The organism is Shewanella ulleungensis, from assembly GCF_014648315.1.
Classification (GTDB): Bacteria; Pseudomonadota; Gammaproteobacteria; order Enterobacterales; family Shewanellaceae; genus Shewanella; species Shewanella ulleungensis.
The window spans coordinates 480615-496864 of record NZ_BMQW01000003.1 but is presented as its reverse complement, the minus strand read 5'-3'; the positions used below and the strand labels follow the sequence as shown (position 1 = coordinate 496864).

Sequence of the window (16250 nt, the reverse complement as noted above, 5' to 3'; positions counted from 1 at the left end):
CTCTGACAGGGTTTAAATCGACATAAGCCATACAGGCTAAAACTGCGGCTTCATCAAGCAAAGCCTGAGATTTAAACCTGCCTTCCCAGAATCTTCCGGTACATTTATCTTCTTTGTTGGCCATTCTAGCTATAGGCTCACTGAGTGAGCGCATAAACCAACTGATATCAATTAAGCGTTTACGGTATTCAGTAATGCATTCATTAACCGTTTGAAGCTCAAACTGGTTAAGGTCTTCTTCTTTTAGGTATTTGTGCATAAGCAACGTGCCCTTAAAGCCTTTGTGCCATTGAATGAGCACTTCTTTATCTGACCACTGTTTTGCTTTATCAGCATCGACTTTTATAACCACATGTAAGTGATTACTCATCACGGCATAAGCACAGATATCAATGGCAAAGATGGTCGCTAATTCTAGAATCCGAGAGTCGACCCACTCCCGCCGATGCTCAAAGTTCTCACCTGTTGAGTTATCTATTCCACAAAGAAATGCCTTACGCACCACACGCGAACAACAGTGATAGTAAGGCGTATCTTCTAAACTAACGATTGTCTGTCTTGGTCTGGCCATCTTCTATTACCATTTGAAAAGGGTAATAAAGCCTAGTTCAGTGTTGAATATTTAGCCAGTTAGAATGGGTGGCCATGTTATTTCTCGGTTATCTTCAAGTTCCCTTTCTATAAAGGCTACGCAAAAGTCAGTTGGTGAGTTTGTAGGTAATTTCGTCACGATAAGCACCTTTAGTTTCTTTATTTTCGTACTAAGATATCGCTTAGTAAAACGAGTTACCGTGTCTCAATATTTTTATTTATTGGCCTTCAGACACGCATACCGTCTGTCATTGAATTAGACATAAACACGTTAGTTTTATTGCTCTAAAAAGTTTCAGTTTCCTTAGGAAAGGTATGTTGAAACCTAATACTTTTGTCAGTAGTTTATTAGCCCCATTCTATCGGCATTTTGTATAAATATGGTCGCATCGTCGTCAGACAATAGTTCCAACGGGGTGTACACTACACCCATTTCGATTAACTTATTTTTTTGTCCAACTAAATAAGCCGAACCACGATCAAATCTAGCTTCAAAAAGGCTCTGAATACGAGAGGTGGAAGCTGTTGAAAAGACGGTTCGAAATACTGACAAATCAAAAATTAAATCATCGAGTTCAACCCATGCATGACCATCCCACTGCTCAATTACGTCAGACTTTTTAGTCAATTTGGGTTTAATTGGGTTATGAGCAAATATCGTATAACCAGCAACCGACAAGCTCCCGGTTACAAATCTAGTTTCAACAGAGAATTGATCATTCATCATTGCAGCTAACAATGCACTCATATACAAGCAACTACCGTCTACAGACCTAAAATTTTGAGTTATATTTTCAGCCATATATAGAGCTTCTTGTACTAATTCGTTTCGTGTCATTTTAGTTCCAAAAAAAATAAACAGTTAATGCCGCACTCTGTGGCAAATTTGCCGACCGCAGACCTTGTTATACCAACATCCTGAATATTTTCACTTTATGGATTTTCGAACAGTAACTTACCAATCCACCAAATTGATTGGCCAAAATTAGATATTAACTGCTCTCCCTGTCGCAAAAAAGAGTTGCTGTCGTCAATCCCCACTAGCTTTAACGCATCCCCAATTTTCGAGCTAGTAGGATGAGCATCACCTACTCGCATATCGTAAGCCCCTGCGATTGGGCCAAATATTTTACGCGCTTTTTCAGGCCCTACTTTTTGAGCTAGCACATCTTCTAGTAGCTTATTTGAACCCAATTTGTCCTTATTTGAATGCGTTGAAAGTTTACGAAGCTCTCGCACATCCAATCTATCTGAAAATACACGAACAAGTTCTTTTGCGAGCCGTAGAAGAGATGCCTGATCCTTGCTGGCAAAACGAGATATGTGTTTCAAAACTTCTGACCGGTTAATATCATGTGTGTAAAGCTGAACACCGAAAGTGTCATGAAATCCGTTTTCAAGCATAGCCATTACCTCAAAGAAAAGTTCCTCCACAGCATGTGTAGATGCCGGTTGAGCCTTCACTTGCGATTCCAGCAACTCACTTGATACCTTCCCATCTGGAACGACATTATGTGCCGCCCAGATATGCTGCTCCCATGCAGGAAGGCGAGCAATGTCATAAGCGTAGATGGTGATTAAATCTGAAGAGTTTATCCCAAAGTGAATCGAATAGCCGGAAGTTGATTTGATACCGCCAGTTTCTGCTGTATACCACTCGAGCGAAAACCCACGCAGATCAAGAAGCTCACTAATAATACTGGTCCGAAACCAAAGCCATCTTCCAATGTCTTCACTATTTAATTCGGTAGACGGCAAACGAGTACCATCAGTTTCTACTATGAACTGAGGTAGGTTGTTATCTTCGTCCCCTCTTATGCGAGTACTAGCCCCTTGGTGATCTATCCATTCGTCCCGCCAGAACTCCCCCTCGACACGAACACCTTTATAGCCACCCTTTTGTCCATGGGAGCTTTCATAATCAGTATTTTCGTTGGTTTCTGGTCCCATCACGGGGGCATCATCTTCTTCATCTACGTCAGTTCGCCAAGTTCGAAACATCGCCCAGTTTCCGCCAAAAACGTCGTTGATGTCGCGAACCAGTAGCTCATATCGACCGCCATCTCGCTCTTCTTTATAGCCCTCTATGCCTACATAGTCGCTAGTTTCAAGAGAGGCTACATTTTCAACTCTTTGACGGTAGTAAGAGAGTCGTAACGCTAAGTTCCTAGCCGCCAAGTAATCAAGTAAGTATTCTCTCTTGATTTCTATCAGGCGCTGCTCACCCTTCTCGTCGAGAATCTCACGAGCGACAACCACAAAATTTTCTTCAGGTCTAACCCAATTATCCCCTTCTTTAATGAGACGAAGGGCTGCAACAAGATCTGGATTCAATATCCATTGTCTTCCTCCGACAACTGGTAAAGGTAACTCCAGAACTAAGTGAACACCTATGGGTTCTTTGTCGTTATATTGATACTCATAAATAGTCGAGTAAAAGCCGTCCTCATATGCATAAGGGGCAATCGTTCTGCTAAGCCCAATGTCCATCCAGCTTAATTTCTCAGCTATTTCACGGTTTTCTGGCGAGAACGCAACGGACCCACATCCAAAGAACTCGTTGCTATAACCTATGTTTTTAACGTTGCCGTTCTCGTTCTCTACAGAAGCTCGCAAAGGTACCCAAGTCGATTTAGAAAATGTACGACGGGTCTCCTTCTTTTGAAGAATCCAATCTTGATTCATTTGTAATTACTCTCCCTAAACATAACGGTTGTTATAGAGTGAATCGCCACCGTATCAGTGGATACATGCCAGCCCGCATGATTATTCAACTAGAACCATATTCAGTCATTAGGAAAATTCGGTCAAACATTAAAACCAAGAAATGTTACGAGTCACTACTCTAAGCAGGAATGGGGAAAAAGTTTGTTAGATTTAGCAGAACTGCATTGGACCTAATTTGCCTCAAGTGAGGCGATGACCTTAACAGCGATTTCTTGAGGGCACTCGCCATATGATTGCTGGAGACGAATAAATGATTCTGCATTAAAGCAGACGCTTAAGACATCCAAAGGTGTTCCTTTAAGTGTTTGCATTGGAAAAGTCACCATATTGTCATCGATACTTAACTGCTCCCAAATAATAATTTGACCTTCCTTGTCTCTTAAACGCCTAGACTCTTTTAATTCTGAGCATCTTATTTTTAATTCCAGCCATAATTCGATGGACATATCATTAGAGCGCGCTTTTTTGTGAAACTCGGAAACTTTCGCTTTATATCTCTTACTCGCAATAACGCATATAGCCCCCGAATCTTACGTATTGTTTACAAGGCATCTTAGCACGGCGGCTCCCTCTAAATGCTGCAACTATCTCACAAAAAGCTCCAGTTAAAACCACTGACTCACTCTTTTTCATCAATAAATTTCGCTCTCAGTGAGAGCGAAAAGATTTGTTTCGCACTACCCTGTAGCTGATTCGTGCTGGGTTGCAGAGTATTTAAGACAATTTATAAAAAAATCAATGTTTGAAACGCTTGTTTGATTTATAAGTTTTTCTTCGCACTCACTGACTGCGAGCCATTTTCAATACCATTATATTTCGCTCTCTGCTGTAGCGAAATAATTACAGCTTTGGCAGTGTTTGTGCCTCAACTGACACTGTTACTGCCAATCGAGACAGATTGTTAATTTAGGTTTAAAGTTTATTTATTAACCACACCCGATCATCAAATTTGATATTCAATTCTCTCAATATCCTTCAGCAATGCAGCAACGTTTACATCTTTGCCGTAACGACTGAAAGTGATGTTGGGATTAGCGTGACCGACGATTTGAGCAACGATATGCTCACTGATATCCAGTTGCTTCATTTCATCGATAAACGTGTGCCTAAAGCCGTAGGCGGTTGGACGCTTATTCGCTTGCATGCCGATGTCGGTTTGAAGCTTGGCGAGCTGTTTACAGTAAGTTTTTGACCAATCTTCGTTTATACCAACGGGTTTATAATCAAACAGCTGAGTATGAGTTGATTTTCTTTGCTCAACAAACGCAATAAAGCCTTGCTCAAGCAAGTATTTGTGAATGGGCACATAACGTTTGGCATTGAGGTTCTTTAATCGTTGTACAGCACCACTGTCATCAACGCTAATGCAGTGTATGCCATCAATTAGCTTGATATCGGCTGGTTTGAGCTGGCAGGCTTCTGAGGGCCTTAAACCACCATAAAGCATCAAACGGGTGACCCACTTGAAATCGGTTGTTGAAGCCTTGAATGATGAGCTGCGAAGTAGGCGTTTAAGTTCAATGTGCGTCCAGCGGTCTCTAGCTTGATTCGGTTTAGCTTTTGGTTTTTGTCCGACAGTAACGCTTTCAAACGGGTTGTGGTTGCAATAGTTCATTAATTGGCACCACTTAAAGAACTGAAATATGGCAGCTAAGTATTCTTTATTGCTTTTGTAGCTTCGGCCTTGAGTCAGCAACTCATCGCGATAGGTCATCGCATCAGCGCTGGTGATATCGTGCACACATTTATCATCAGTTTTAAACTTGGTTTTAAGAGCGGATTTTGATGATACGGTATCAATAAAATGTCGAGTACGCTGCTCAAGCTGCTTAATAGATAGAGGTCTGATGGCTGATTTTTGTTTTGAAATAATAAATGCGCTTAATGCTTCGTTTAACCCAATAACAGGCTTTGCTTGCGCAACAGCTGTGGTTTCACGATGCTCTGACAACTTAGTGTCTCTGATTGGGATGAAATGAGGTTTCGGCGTGATATTGAACGTGATACCAGGATCAGCTGTATCAAACTGAGCTCTGAGATGGTTAATGACCTCATCGACGTAGCGAATAAAGTCGTTAATACGTGTTTGATGGTCAATAGACTTGATGATTTTTTTGAGTGTTCCGGCAACCTCAATGTTGCGGATAACCGCTTCTGCTCTGTCACGAGTCAGTAAGGAGACTTTTACGTCAAAGGGGAAGCCCTTGTCGCGTAAATATTTGGATAAACAGATACGTGTAAAGTATACGTTGTTGGGTGCTCGATAAAGATACATTGTCTGAGTCAATCCTTATGGAGAGCGCCTCAAACGCCAGAAACAAAAAAAGCCGTTGATAATCAACGGCTTTTCTCGTATTTAATGTGGCGGAGGGATAGGGATTTGAACCCTAGAACGGGATAAACCGTTGCCGGTTTTCAAGACCGGTGCATTCGACCACTCTGCCATCCCTCCGAGCGGCCGAATAATATGACAATGGCTGTTTGGTGTAAAGGGTAAATTGAAAATAATCAGTTAAATGATGATAAAACACTCAGTAACATGAATAAATCGTGTTTAGATGGTGATTGATTGGCATTATTAAGCCGATATAGCTGCGGATCCGAATGTTATTTACAAGACATAAAGAATGGCCAGTATTCTTTAAATAGGTTATCTGGTGTTTTGCTAAGCAAATTGTGTGATTAAACTGATGATTACAGCGACTTTGCTTGATTTGATTAGGGTTAATGTTTACCTTTACTGCAAGTAATGTTGCCAAAGCCAAGGATAGCGAGATGCTTTCAGAACAAGCATTCGAAATGATAGATATAGTTGCCCGAGTGGGCAGTTTTACCGCTGCAGCCAATAAATTAAATAAAGTCCCTTCTGCGGTAAGTTATGCGATTAAACAAATTGAAGATGACTTAGGCGTCATATTATTTGAACGTCATCATCGCAGCGTTAGTTTAACGCCTGCAGGTGAGCATTTTGTTGCTCAGTCGCGTGAGATCATGACTAAATTGAACAATATTAAGCGTGATACTCAAAAAGTCGCCAATGGTTGGCGTCCTTCTTTATCTATCGCGATTGATAATATGGTGCGCGCCGACAAGATAAGCGGATTGATTGCCGACTTTTACCGCCACTTTACCGACATAGAACTCATCATCCGCCTTGAAGTGTATAACGGCGTATGGGAAGCATTATCGACAGGTAAAAGTGATGTCGCTATTGGCGCGACCTCTAGCATTCCTGTTGGTGGGGTATTTAAGTCTCGCGATATGGGAATGATACAGTGGTCGTTTTTGGTGGGTAAAAATCACCCGCTAGCTAAAGCTGAACATGCCTTAACTGACGAGGAGCTATTACAGTACCCGTCAATTTGCTTGCAAGATACTGCGCACAATATCGCTCACAGACCTAATTGGTTATTGAATAATCAGCGCCGTATTGTCGTGCCAGATTGGATCCGCGCATTAAACTGTTTTCGGGAAGGCTTAGGTGTAGGTTATATGCCCTATCATCTGGCGGATATATTCATAAAAGCCGGTGCGTTAATAGAAAAGCAACTAGACAAACCTAAACAAGATACCGCTTGCTGTTTAGCCTGGAATAACGCCAATCTGACCCCAGCAATGCAATGGGTTCTTGATTATTTAGGCGAGACACCTAAGCTTAAAAAAGAATGGCTAAGCTAAACGGAAGCTATTGAAGATTATAAGGTTATATTACTCTTAGCTTTATGGTAACGTAGCGGCATGAATCGATGTCATAAATTAATTTATATTTAATGTACATTGCTTACGCTAACAACAAAGATTTACTGTCAGAGTGAAAACGATAGGTTTTCGCGTTGAACAAATCATTGAGTTAATCTCTGGAGACGATAATGAGTCAACAATCAGTTATATCCCCTAGTCTATCGACTACTGAAGTCAATAAACTGTTAAAAAACACCTATATGCTGTTATCTATGACATTAGCTTTTGCTGCGGCTAGCGCAGGTTTAAGCATGTTATTTGAAATTGGTCGCTGGCCATCACTGGGCTTAGCATTAGGTGGCTTAGTGTTGTTGTTTGTGACATTAAAAAAAGCTGACACTGCTGCAGGCATTTTTTGGGTCTTTGCATTTACAGGTATGGAAGGTGCTTCATTAGGCTACATTCTCAACCACTATGCCGGTATGGCAAATGGTCCAGGCCTAATTATGCAAGCACTAGGCTTAACGTCGGTTATTTTTGTTGCGTTATCTGCTTATGCACTGACCACTAAAAAAGACTTCTCGTTCATGGGCGGGTTCTTGTTTGCCGGTATGCTAGTGATGATTGGCGCGTTAGTGATTAATTTATTTGTGCAAAGCTCGATTATGTTTATGGCAATGAATGCAGGTATTGCATTACTGATGACCGGTTTCATTTTATATGACACAAGCCGTATCGTGAACGGCGGTGAAACAAACTACATCCGTGCAACTGTTTCGTTATTTTTAGATTTCTTAAACCTATTTATGAGTCTTCTGCATTTAATGGGTATGGGCAACGACGATTAATCGCCGATAGAGTTCAACGTTAAATTACGATAAAATGACCCTACTTTAGGGTCATTTTTTTTATCATGAGCAAATTCATCATCCAAGTAAACGGCAGTGTTTATGGCTCCAGTGCCAGCTTTCGCGCATTGAACTTTTGTCAAAGTGTGCTGGCAAATGGCCATCATATTATTACTGTATTTTTCTACCAAGATGGCGTGACAAACAGTAACGCCCTGACCTGTCCAGCCTCAGACGAAATTGATATGCATACGCAGTGGCAAGCTTTTGCACTACAACATCAAGTGCCGCTAACCAATTGTGTTTCTGCAGCGCTTCGCCGTGGTGTGTTATCAAAGCAAGAATCACTTGAAAATGGCAAGGACCATTGGAACAGTGACGAGGCTTTTGCCATGGGCGGCTTAGGCGAATTAGTGGTTGGCATAGAAAAAGCCGATCGCCTAGTCAGCTTTTAATTAATTAACAGGATCAATAATGAAATCTGTGGCTATCTTGTTTCGCCATGCGCCATTTGGCACCACCTGTGGCCGCGAAGGCTTAGATGTTGCTATGCTCAGCGCTAGTTTTGAGCAGCAAGTGAGTCTTATTTTTACTGACGAAGCTGTGCTGCATTTACTCGCTGGACAAACCCCTGAACAAGCCGGTTCAAAAGATTATTTGTCGGCATTAAAGGCGTTGCCACTGTATGATATTGATACTGTATTAGTGTGTAACGAGTCGATGCAACGCTTGGGCATTAATGCTGCAGAATTAAGTATTGATGCTAAAGTTGCTAGTTGTAATGAGATTACTAACACGCTGCAAGCGGTTGATGAGGTACTGGTATTTTGATTTTACACCACATTCAAACATCAGCATTAACCGACAATGCCCTCAATACCTGCTTACGATACATTCATCCTAACGACAGTATATTATTGGCTGGCGATGCGGTTAATTGCTTATTACAAAGCTCGTGGCAGCTGCGATTAGCCTCGGTTAACCTGTTTGTATTGTATGATGATATTCATGCGCGTGGAATACAGCAACATATTGGCCGCATTGCAGCAAATATGTCAGCCGAACTTTTTCATATTATTGATTACTCTAATTTTGTTGAGCAATCACTTAAGCATAACAAGGTAATCACTTGGTAAACTCTTTTGAATTTAATGGTCAGCATATTGAAATTGATCATCAAGGCTATTTAAAAAATGTCGCTGATTGGCAAGAGTCGATGGCTCCTGTGATCGCGGCAACAGAAAACATTGAACTCACAGAGCAACACTGGGAAGTGATCCGCTTTGTGCGTAACTTTTACTTAGAATACAAAACCAGCCCAGCGATCAGAGTCTTGGTCAAAGCCATCGGCCAAAGCTTAGGGGCCGATAAAGGTAATTCTAAGTACCTTTACACCCTATTCCCAATTGGGCCTGCCAAACAAGCCACTAAAATAGCCGGATTACCAAAACCGGCTAAATGCTTGTAATTAACTTGACGAGTGAGTCAAACAGCAAACAAAAAGCCCAGTTAAATATGCATAACTGGGCTTGTTAATATCTATTATTTTTCGGTACTTTTAATTCGACGCTTTAGATTTAGGACTTGGTATTTATTGACTTTACTTAGGTACAATATTATCTAACAAGATAAAAGCGACTTGGCCAAGCAATACGAAAACCAGTAATACAAAAAACATCCCAATCGAAGAAGACACAAATTTGCTGTTATTACGCTGACCAGTAGCCACCGCTTATTTTCCTTTGAAAAGTATCAACATTGTTTGTCGCGCTCAAGGAGCACGACAAATACATTAATTATTAACCAATAACGCTTAAACCACCCATGTATGGACGTAAGACTTCAGGTACCGTAATAGTGCCATCTTGGTTTTGATAATTTTCAAGTACTGCCACTAACGTACGACCTACAGCTAAACCAGAACCGTTTAATGTATGTAATAATGCAGGCTTGTTGTCGACTTTACTACGGTATCTCGCTTGCATTCTACGAGCTTGGAAATCTTTCATGTTTGAACAAGATGAAATTTCGCGATACGTATTTTGTGCTGGTAACCACACTTCAATATCAAACGTTTTACTTGAACCAAAGCCCATGTCGCCGGTACACAGCACCATAGTACGATGAGGTAGGTTTAATAGCTGTAATACTTTTTCTGCGTGAGCAGTAATTTCGTCTAGTGCTGCCATAGAATGATCTGGGTGAGCAATTTGTACTAGCTCAACTTTATCAAACTGATGCTGACGAATTAACCCGCGTGTATCACGACCGTATGACCCCGCCTCACTTCTGAAACATGACGTTAATGCCGTCATTTTCATTGGTAGTTCGCTTTCATCAACAATCATGTCACGCACGTAGTTGGTTAATGGCACTTCAGCGGTAGGAATAAGTGATAAACCCTGGCCTTCTTCGGTAGCAGGTTTAGTGTGGAATAAATCTTCACCAAACTTAGGTAATTGGCCTGTGCCTAATAAGCTGTCTTCGTTAACTAATAATGGCACGTAGGCTTCGGTATAACCGTGTTCAGTGGTATGTAGGTCTAACATAAACTGGCCTAAGGCACGGTTTAAGCGGGCAATTTGACCACGCATAATAATAAAGCGTGAACCGGTAATTTTAACGGCACTTTTAAAGTCTAATCCGCCAAGTGCTTCACCTAAATCTAAGTGATCTTTCACTTCAAAGTCGAATACTTTAGGCGTGCCCCAACGACGTACTTCAACGTTTTCGCTTTCATCTTTACCCACTGGCACTGACTCGTCAGGTAGGTTTGGGACGCTCATTGCGATGAAGTTAATTTGCTGAAGTAACTCTGCAAGTTCGGCTTTTTTAGCATCTAACTGAGAACCTAAATCACCCACTTGCGCCATAATGTAACTGGTGTCTTCACCGCGCGCTTTAGCTTGGCCAATCGACTTAGAAATCGCGTTACGCGATGCTTGTAAGTCTTCAGTTTCAACTTGAAGCGATTTACGCTTTTCTTCAAGCGTGGTCAAATTATCGACATCAAGGGCAAAACCACGAGTGGCTAAACGCTCGGCAGTGACTTCTAGTTCGTTACGCAAAAATTTTGGATCTAGCATGTTGTCAGTTCTTTTTAGTTAAACGCGAGAAAATACAAGTTGTTGACCAATATACACCATCAATAAACACAAGGTGACATTCAACAACACATTTAAAATAGCCTTATGCCAAAGGCCTTCCTGCATCAGCAATAAGGTTTCATTCGAGAAAGTTGAAAACGTAGTTAGTGCACCTAATAACCCCACACCAACCAATGCTTTTAATTCTGGGCTAACATGACTCAATTGCCCGAGCGCATAAACAACACCCATTAAAAACGATCCCAATATATTGACTATCAGTGTACCAAAAGGAAAACTGCTTCCAAATAGCTGGATCATAAATATTGACAGAAGATAGCGCAAAACTGCACCAATTGACCCACCAAGCGCCACGAGTAACACATTATTCATAGCGTTTGACCTCACTTTGCTGGTCAAGCTCATGCAACTGGGCCAGTTTATCTTGAATACGCTTTTCAAAACCACGATTTGTTGGCTGGTAAAACTGGCTATGTTTGAGTGATTCAGGAAAGTAATTTTCGCCAGGAGCAAATGCCCCCGGTTCGTTATGGGCATAACGGTATTCTTTGCCAAAGCCAATTTCTTTCATCAGTTTGGTGGGTGCATTGCGAAGATGATTGGGCACGGGTTCGTGACCGGTTTGTTTAGCGAGTTCACGCGCTTCATTAAAGGCACTGTATACCGCATTACTCTTAGGTGCACTGGCTAAGTAAAGCACGGCTTGTGCTATGGCGCGCTCGCCTTCTGCTGGGCCGATGCGGTGATAACAGTCCCAAGCGTTAAGCGCGACGGTCATAGCAACAGGGTCTGCATTACCAATGTCTTCTGACGCGATAGCTAGCAGTCGCCTTGCGACATAAAGTGCGTCACCGCCACCTTCTAAAATCCGACAAAACCAATATAACGCAGCATCTGGTGCAGAGCCTCTCACCGATTTGTGAACGGCGGAAATTAAATCGTAAAACTGATCGCCATTTTTGTCATATCCCGCCGCTTGATGGCCAGCAACTTGAGTAAGCATTTCGGTGGTAAATTCGCCACCGTCGCTCACTAAATCGCTCATAAGTTCAAGCAAATTTAAGGCTTTGCGAGCATCACCTTCGCTTATGTCCGCGAGCTGTTTCGCCACGTCTGCCGGTAATATCAATTGGCGTTTGCCAAAGCCACGCTCTACATCGGTTAAGGCTTGACTAACAATTAAGATTATTTCATCTGGCGTTAGCCGATTGATTAAATAAACACGAGCACGGGACAATAAGGCGTTATTGATTTCAAACGAAGGGTTTTCGGTTGTAGCGCCAATAAAGATGACGGTGCCGTCTTCAATAAACGGTAAAAAGGCATCTTGCTGGCTTTTGTTAAAACGATGAACTTCATCGACAAACAATAAGGTGCGTTGGCCGCGGCTTTGAGCTATCGCTTTAGCCTGTTCAATGGCGGCACGAATGTCTTTAACGCCTGATGTGACGGCCGAAATACGTTCTACATGGGCATTGGCATAATGCGCGATTAATTCGGCTAGGGTAGTTTTTCCTGTACCAGGGGGGCCCCACAATAGCATTGAGTGAGCCCGGTTTGCCTCTAGCGCTTTACGCAGCGGCTGGCCTTCGCCAAGCAAGTGGGCTTGGCCAATATACTCATTGATTTCCCTTGGCCGCATACGTGCAGCCAAGGGACGAAAATCGGGTGCAAAATCAAAACCTAAATTAGCCATGCAACGACTTAGTTTGCTTGCTTTAAACGCTGATCATCAATATCAACGTTGTCTGGAATGGCAAACTTAAACAAGTTGTTTTCAGCAGGTAGTACTGCACGCTGTGCTGACAATTGGAATTGGCTTAAATTACCTTGCTCGTCAGTTAAATTAAATTGAGTCAATTGTTCAGCTTTAAAACATACACTTACCGCAACGACGCTGCTGTTTAACTTTTTAGGCTGAATATCAAAACAGTTTGATTTAGCTTTGTTTTGACGCTTCATTACTGTGTATTTGTTCCATGTTTCATCATCGCGATGGACTAATAACGCCATTGGTGATGCATCAACAGCTTGTGATACATCCATCACGGTCACTTCTTCGGCAAAGGGATTAAACACCCATAAATTGGTGCCGTCGGCCACAATCAATGACTCGTCTGGCTCGGTTAAGTGCCAGTAAAATTGATTTGGGTATGACAGTGCAAATACGCCATTACCACTTTGGATAGGCTTATTATTAATGTCAGTTACTTGTTGAGAAAAGGTCGCATGCAGGTTGTCTATTTTAGCCAACTTGCTGCGTAATTCTGTGGCATCATCAGCCTGCGCAGCGGCAGATAACATGCTCGTCGCGAGAAATAGGCTTAATACTGTAATACGTTTATTCATCATTATTCCTATTGGCTTCTTGGTGGTGGCGGAGCCAACACTTCGCGGTTACCATTGTGGCCTTGCGAACTCACAATACCCTGGCCTTCCATCATTTCAATGATGCGAGCGGCGCGGTTGTAACCAATCTTAAATTTACGTTGCACGCTTGAAATAGAACCTCGACGCGTTTCGGTGACAAACGCCACGGCATCATCATAAAGCGCATCGTATTCTTCTTCAGTGTCTGAGGTTTCGCCAGGTAGCAACACTTGCTCACCTTCTGACACCCCATTTAAAATCTCATCAATATATTGTGGCTGGCCACGTTCACACCAATCTGCTACCACTTTATGCACTTCGTGGTCATCGATAAATGCACCATGGACACGGTTAGGTACACTGGTGCCTGGTGGTAAATACAACATATCACCCATACCTAACAGGGTTTCTGCGCCTTGTTGATCTAAAATAGTGCGCGAGTCGATACGTGATGATACCTGAAACGCAATTCGGGTTGGTATGTTGGCTTTAATCAAACCGGTGATCACATCAACCGACGGACGCTGCGTCGCTAAAATTAAGTGGATCCCTGCCGCACGTGCTTTTTGAGCAATACGAGCAATCAGCTCTTCAACCTTTTTACCCACAATCATAATCATGTCAGCGAACTCATCGACAATAACCACAATTGACGGCAACTTTTCTAATGGCGGCGCTTCATCGAGCATGCTCTCAGATGATTTCCACAATGGATCTGGAATGTACTCACCTTTGGCAGCCGCTTCTTTAATTTTGTAGTTGTAACCTTTTAAGTTACGCACACCTAATGCAGACATTAATTTGTAACGACGTTCCATTTCACCCACACACCAACGCAGTGCATTGGCAGCTTCTTTCATGTCGGTGACCACTTCACATAGTAAATGTGGGATACCTTCATATACCGACAGCTCAAGCATTTTAGGATCAATCATAATAAAGCGAACATCATCAGGACCAGATTTATACAACAGGCTGGTGATCATCGCGTTAACCCCGACAGACTTACCAGAGCCTGTAGTACCGGCTACTAATAAGTGCGGCATTTTACCTAAATCTACAACAACGGGGTCGCCAGCGATGTCTTGTCCAAGTACCATAGATAGAGTTGATTTACTGTCGTTGAACGCTGCGCTGTCTAACACATCACGCATAAACACGGTTTCGCGGAATTTGTTTGGTATCTCAATCCCAACATACGCTTTACCCGGAATAACCTCTACAACACGCACGTTTTCAGCTAACAAAGAACGCGCTAAATCTTTAGCAAGGTTAGAGATTTTTGATGCTTTTACGCCTGGAGCAAGCTCAAGCTCAAAACGAGTAATCACTGGACCTGGGTACACGCCAACCACATTGGCAATAATATTAAAATCGGCCAGTTTGGTTTCAACCAGTCTTGCAACCTGGTTTAGCTCTTCTTCGCTAATTGGGTTTTTCTTACGATCGGGTATATCAAGCAAAGTGATACTTGGTAATGGATCCATTTTGCGTTTTTCTTGTGGCGCTTGGCCATCAATAACCACTAAACCGTCTACAATTTTGGCTTCTTTCTTAGGTTGTTTTTGAGCAACCAATGCACCAACAGAATGTGATTTTTCAAATGCGCCGTCAAATGGATCTGGTGTATTTTCAGTTTCAGTGTCGTCGATATCATTGTTAACACTAAAACTAACTTCATCAACATCGTCTTTACTCGCAACCCATGGTGCAAATGCAGGTTCGTCATCTTCAAGTTTAATCGATGGCTCTTGACGGTCATCTGTATCTAATTCGTCATCGTCAATATCACGCGGTTCAAATACGTCAACCACCTTGGGTTTACGGCTAAAGAAGCTACGCTTTTTCTCGACTGGTGCAACAGTAATGTCGTCTGCTTCTTCGGCATTGGTTGCAAATATTTCTTTTGCTTTTTTAGACTCTTTTGATGTGACAGGTATATCTGAAGGATCTTGTTCGTCTAATTCATCACGCCGTTGTTTAAATTTATCAACCAATGACATAAATCCTTTAGTGTCTTCTGTTTCACGCTCACGTTTAAATAAGCTCGGAAAACTCCATAATCGTTTGGCACACCAAATTGCACCAAAACCAGTTAACTCAATAATTGTCAGCCAACTAACACCTGTTGCTAACGTAAAACCGGCGCAAATAAAGCACATCAATAATAGTGTTGTGCCTAAAGTACTAAAATATGGCAGCATCGCCTGCCCTATTACATCGCCCGCTACGCCACCGGCAGAAAAGACAAACATGTTGTCAGCATTCATGCTAACCAACGCAGCTAATGCTAAAAGCATGAGCATGAAACCAATAATGCGAAGGCCGACTGAGAAATAGTCAATCTCAAAGACCCGATGAGCACGATTGAAGATAAACCAACCAGTTGTAGCGATAATTACCGGAATTAAGAATGCAATAAAACCAAAAAAGTAAAACAGCACATCTGCAGTCCAAGCGCCAACGGCGCCAGTCCAATTATGAATTTCACCTTGAAAATGCGACTGACTCCAGCCCGGATCATTCGGGTTAAAACTGGAGAGCGCCAATAGAATGTAGGTTGCAACCATGCAACAAAGAATTAAACCACCTTCAAGCAAGCGTTGTAAGCCGCTGAGTGTTTTTAGACTATTTTCCTGAGTCAAACGAAAACATCCATAAAAGAGTGAAAAATAAGGGTTAAGATAACAGAATATCACTGTATTTGCAGTGATTATGCACCTTGATTTAGTCAAGCTCAATGGATTGTTATACGGAATTAATCCTGTGAATCAAAAGTGAGATTGAGATGCATAAAACTGAGTAATTTATCAACAAACAAAACAATGATGAACTGATAAATACTACTTTTATTAGTCGCACTATTGTTCATCAAGTTTAGATAAAAATGCCATTACTATTAACGCTTAACTAGAACTAACAGGTA

At 42.0% G+C, this 16250-nt stretch carries 16 protein-coding genes and 1 tRNA gene; 6 read left to right on the top strand and 11 right to left on the bottom strand.

Going from position 1 to position 16250, the window contains the following annotated elements; translation table 11 throughout:
- From IEY40_RS08950 to IEY40_RS08925, 6 genes are all read right to left on the bottom strand, one after another.
- Positions 1–571: transposase (locus IEY40_RS08950; protein WP_308424501.1), on the bottom strand; the 571-nt coding region annotated here is incomplete at its 3' end.
- A 357-nt stretch (positions 572–928) separates the two neighbouring features.
- Complete coding sequence (locus IEY40_RS08945; protein ID WP_188955304.1) at positions 929–1429, bottom strand: hypothetical protein; 501 nt, start codon at positions 1427–1429, stop codon at positions 929–931.
- 95 nt (positions 1430–1524) lie between these two features.
- Positions 1525–3276: a hypothetical protein gene (locus tag IEY40_RS08940; protein ID WP_188955302.1), complete on the bottom strand. Its 1752-nt coding sequence runs from the start codon at positions 3274–3276 to the stop codon at positions 1525–1527.
- Between the two features lie 212 nt (positions 3277–3488).
- On the bottom strand, positions 3489–3764 hold the full coding sequence (locus IEY40_RS08935) for a hypothetical protein (protein ID WP_188955300.1): 276 nt from the start codon (positions 3762–3764) through the stop codon (positions 3489–3491).
- Between the two features lie 497 nt (positions 3765–4261).
- Positions 4262–5593 carry a tyrosine-type recombinase/integrase gene (locus tag IEY40_RS08930; RefSeq protein ID WP_188955298.1) on the bottom strand — a complete coding sequence of 444 codons (1332 nt, stop codon included), beginning with the start codon at positions 5591–5593 and terminating at the stop codon, positions 4262–4264.
- 87 nt (positions 5594–5680) lie between these two features.
- Positions 5681–5770: transfer RNA gene (locus IEY40_RS08925), tRNA-Ser, on the bottom strand.
- A gap of 323 nt (positions 5771–6093) precedes the next feature.
- Between IEY40_RS08925 and punR the strand changes: the two genes are divergently transcribed.
- From punR to IEY40_RS08895, 6 genes are all read left to right on the top strand, one after another.
- Complete coding sequence (gene punR / locus IEY40_RS08920) at positions 6094–6996, top strand: DNA-binding transcriptional activator PunR (RefSeq protein WP_188955295.1); 903 nt, start codon at positions 6094–6096, stop codon at positions 6994–6996.
- Positions 6997–7187: 191 nt separating this feature from the next.
- Complete coding sequence (locus IEY40_RS08915) at positions 7188–7847, top strand: Bax inhibitor-1/YccA family protein (protein ID WP_188955293.1); 660 nt, start codon at positions 7188–7190, stop codon at positions 7845–7847.
- 65 nt (positions 7848–7912) lie between these two features.
- Entirely contained in the window at positions 7913–8302 is a 390-nt protein-coding gene (gene tusD, locus IEY40_RS08910; protein ID WP_188955291.1) for a sulfurtransferase complex subunit TusD, read from the top strand.
- Between the two features lie 19 nt (positions 8303–8321).
- Complete coding sequence (gene tusC / locus IEY40_RS08905) at positions 8322–8678, top strand: sulfurtransferase complex subunit TusC (protein WP_188955289.1); 357 nt, start codon at positions 8322–8324, stop codon at positions 8676–8678.
- Positions 8675–8983 (top strand): sulfurtransferase complex subunit TusB, encoded by a 309-nt coding sequence (gene tusB / locus IEY40_RS08900; RefSeq protein ID WP_188955287.1) that lies wholly within the window; start codon positions 8675–8677, stop codon positions 8981–8983. Before tusC ends, tusB begins: the two co-directional genes overlap by 4 nt.
- Positions 8977–9315: a TusE/DsrC/DsvC family sulfur relay protein gene (locus IEY40_RS08895; RefSeq protein WP_188920568.1), complete on the top strand. Its 339-nt coding sequence runs from the start codon at positions 8977–8979 to the stop codon at positions 9313–9315. The genes tusB and IEY40_RS08895 overlap by 7 nt, the downstream gene beginning before the upstream one ends.
- Before the next feature lie 331 nt (positions 9316–9646).
- On the opposite strand, the gene serS is transcribed toward IEY40_RS08895, so the two are convergent.
- From serS to IEY40_RS08870, 5 genes are read right to left on the bottom strand one after another with little or no spacing between them, the layout of a single operon-like run.
- Entirely contained in the window at positions 9647–10933 is a 1287-nt protein-coding gene (gene serS / locus IEY40_RS08890; RefSeq protein WP_188955285.1) for a serine--tRNA ligase, read from the bottom strand.
- Between the two features lie 18 nt (positions 10934–10951).
- Positions 10952–11326: a fluoride efflux transporter CrcB gene (gene crcB / locus IEY40_RS08885; protein WP_188955283.1), complete on the bottom strand. Its 375-nt coding sequence runs from the start codon at positions 11324–11326 to the stop codon at positions 10952–10954.
- Entirely contained in the window at positions 11319–12650 is a 1332-nt protein-coding gene (locus tag IEY40_RS08880) for a replication-associated recombination protein A (protein ID WP_188955281.1), read from the bottom strand. Before IEY40_RS08880 ends, crcB begins: the two co-directional genes overlap by 8 nt.
- 8 nt (positions 12651–12658) lie before the next feature.
- A complete protein-coding gene (lolA, locus tag IEY40_RS08875) occupies positions 12659–13303 on the bottom strand; it encodes an outer membrane lipoprotein periplasmic chaperone LolA (protein WP_188955279.1) in 645 nt (214 codons plus the stop codon).
- 8 nt (positions 13304–13311) lie between these two features.
- On the bottom strand, positions 13312–15969 hold the full coding sequence (locus IEY40_RS08870) for a DNA translocase FtsK (protein ID WP_188955277.1): 2658 nt from the start codon (positions 15967–15969) through the stop codon (positions 13312–13314).
- Positions 15970–16250 lie beyond the last annotated feature (281 nt).

Excerpts from the sequence above, each read along its gene's own strand:
- IEY40_RS08945 (WP_188955304.1), bottom strand. The coding sequence starts at position 1,429 with ATGACACGAAACGAATTAGTACAAGAAGCTCTATATATGGCTGAAAAT.
- IEY40_RS08940 (WP_188955302.1), bottom strand. The coding sequence starts at position 3,276 with ATGAATCAAGATTGGATTCTTCAAAAGAAGGAGACCCGTCGTACATTT.
- IEY40_RS08935 (WP_188955300.1), bottom strand. The coding sequence starts at position 3,764 with ATGTCCATCGAATTATGGCTGGAATTAAAAATAAGATGCTCAGAATTA.
- IEY40_RS08930 (WP_188955298.1), bottom strand. The coding sequence starts at position 5,593 with ATGTATCTTTATCGAGCACCCAACAACGTATACTTTACACGTATCTGT.
- punR (WP_188955295.1), top strand. The coding sequence starts at position 6,094 with ATGCTTTCAGAACAAGCATTCGAAATGATAGATATAGTTGCCCGAGTG.
- IEY40_RS08915 (WP_188955293.1), top strand. The coding sequence starts at position 7,188 with ATGAGTCAACAATCAGTTATATCCCCTAGTCTATCGACTACTGAAGTC.
- tusD (WP_188955291.1), top strand. The coding sequence starts at position 7,913 with ATGAGCAAATTCATCATCCAAGTAAACGGCAGTGTTTATGGCTCCAGT.
- tusC (WP_188955289.1), top strand. The coding sequence starts at position 8,322 with ATGAAATCTGTGGCTATCTTGTTTCGCCATGCGCCATTTGGCACCACC.
- serS (WP_188955285.1), bottom strand. The coding sequence starts at position 10,933 with ATGCTAGATCCAAAATTTTTGCGTAACGAACTAGAAGTCACTGCCGAG.
- crcB (WP_188955283.1), bottom strand. The coding sequence starts at position 11,326 with ATGAATAATGTGTTACTCGTGGCGCTTGGTGGGTCAATTGGTGCAGTT.
- IEY40_RS08880 (WP_188955281.1), bottom strand. The coding sequence starts at position 12,650 with ATGGCTAATTTAGGTTTTGATTTTGCACCCGATTTTCGTCCCTTGGCT.
- lolA (WP_188955279.1), bottom strand. The coding sequence starts at position 13,303 with ATGAATAAACGTATTACAGTATTAAGCCTATTTCTCGCGACGAGCATG.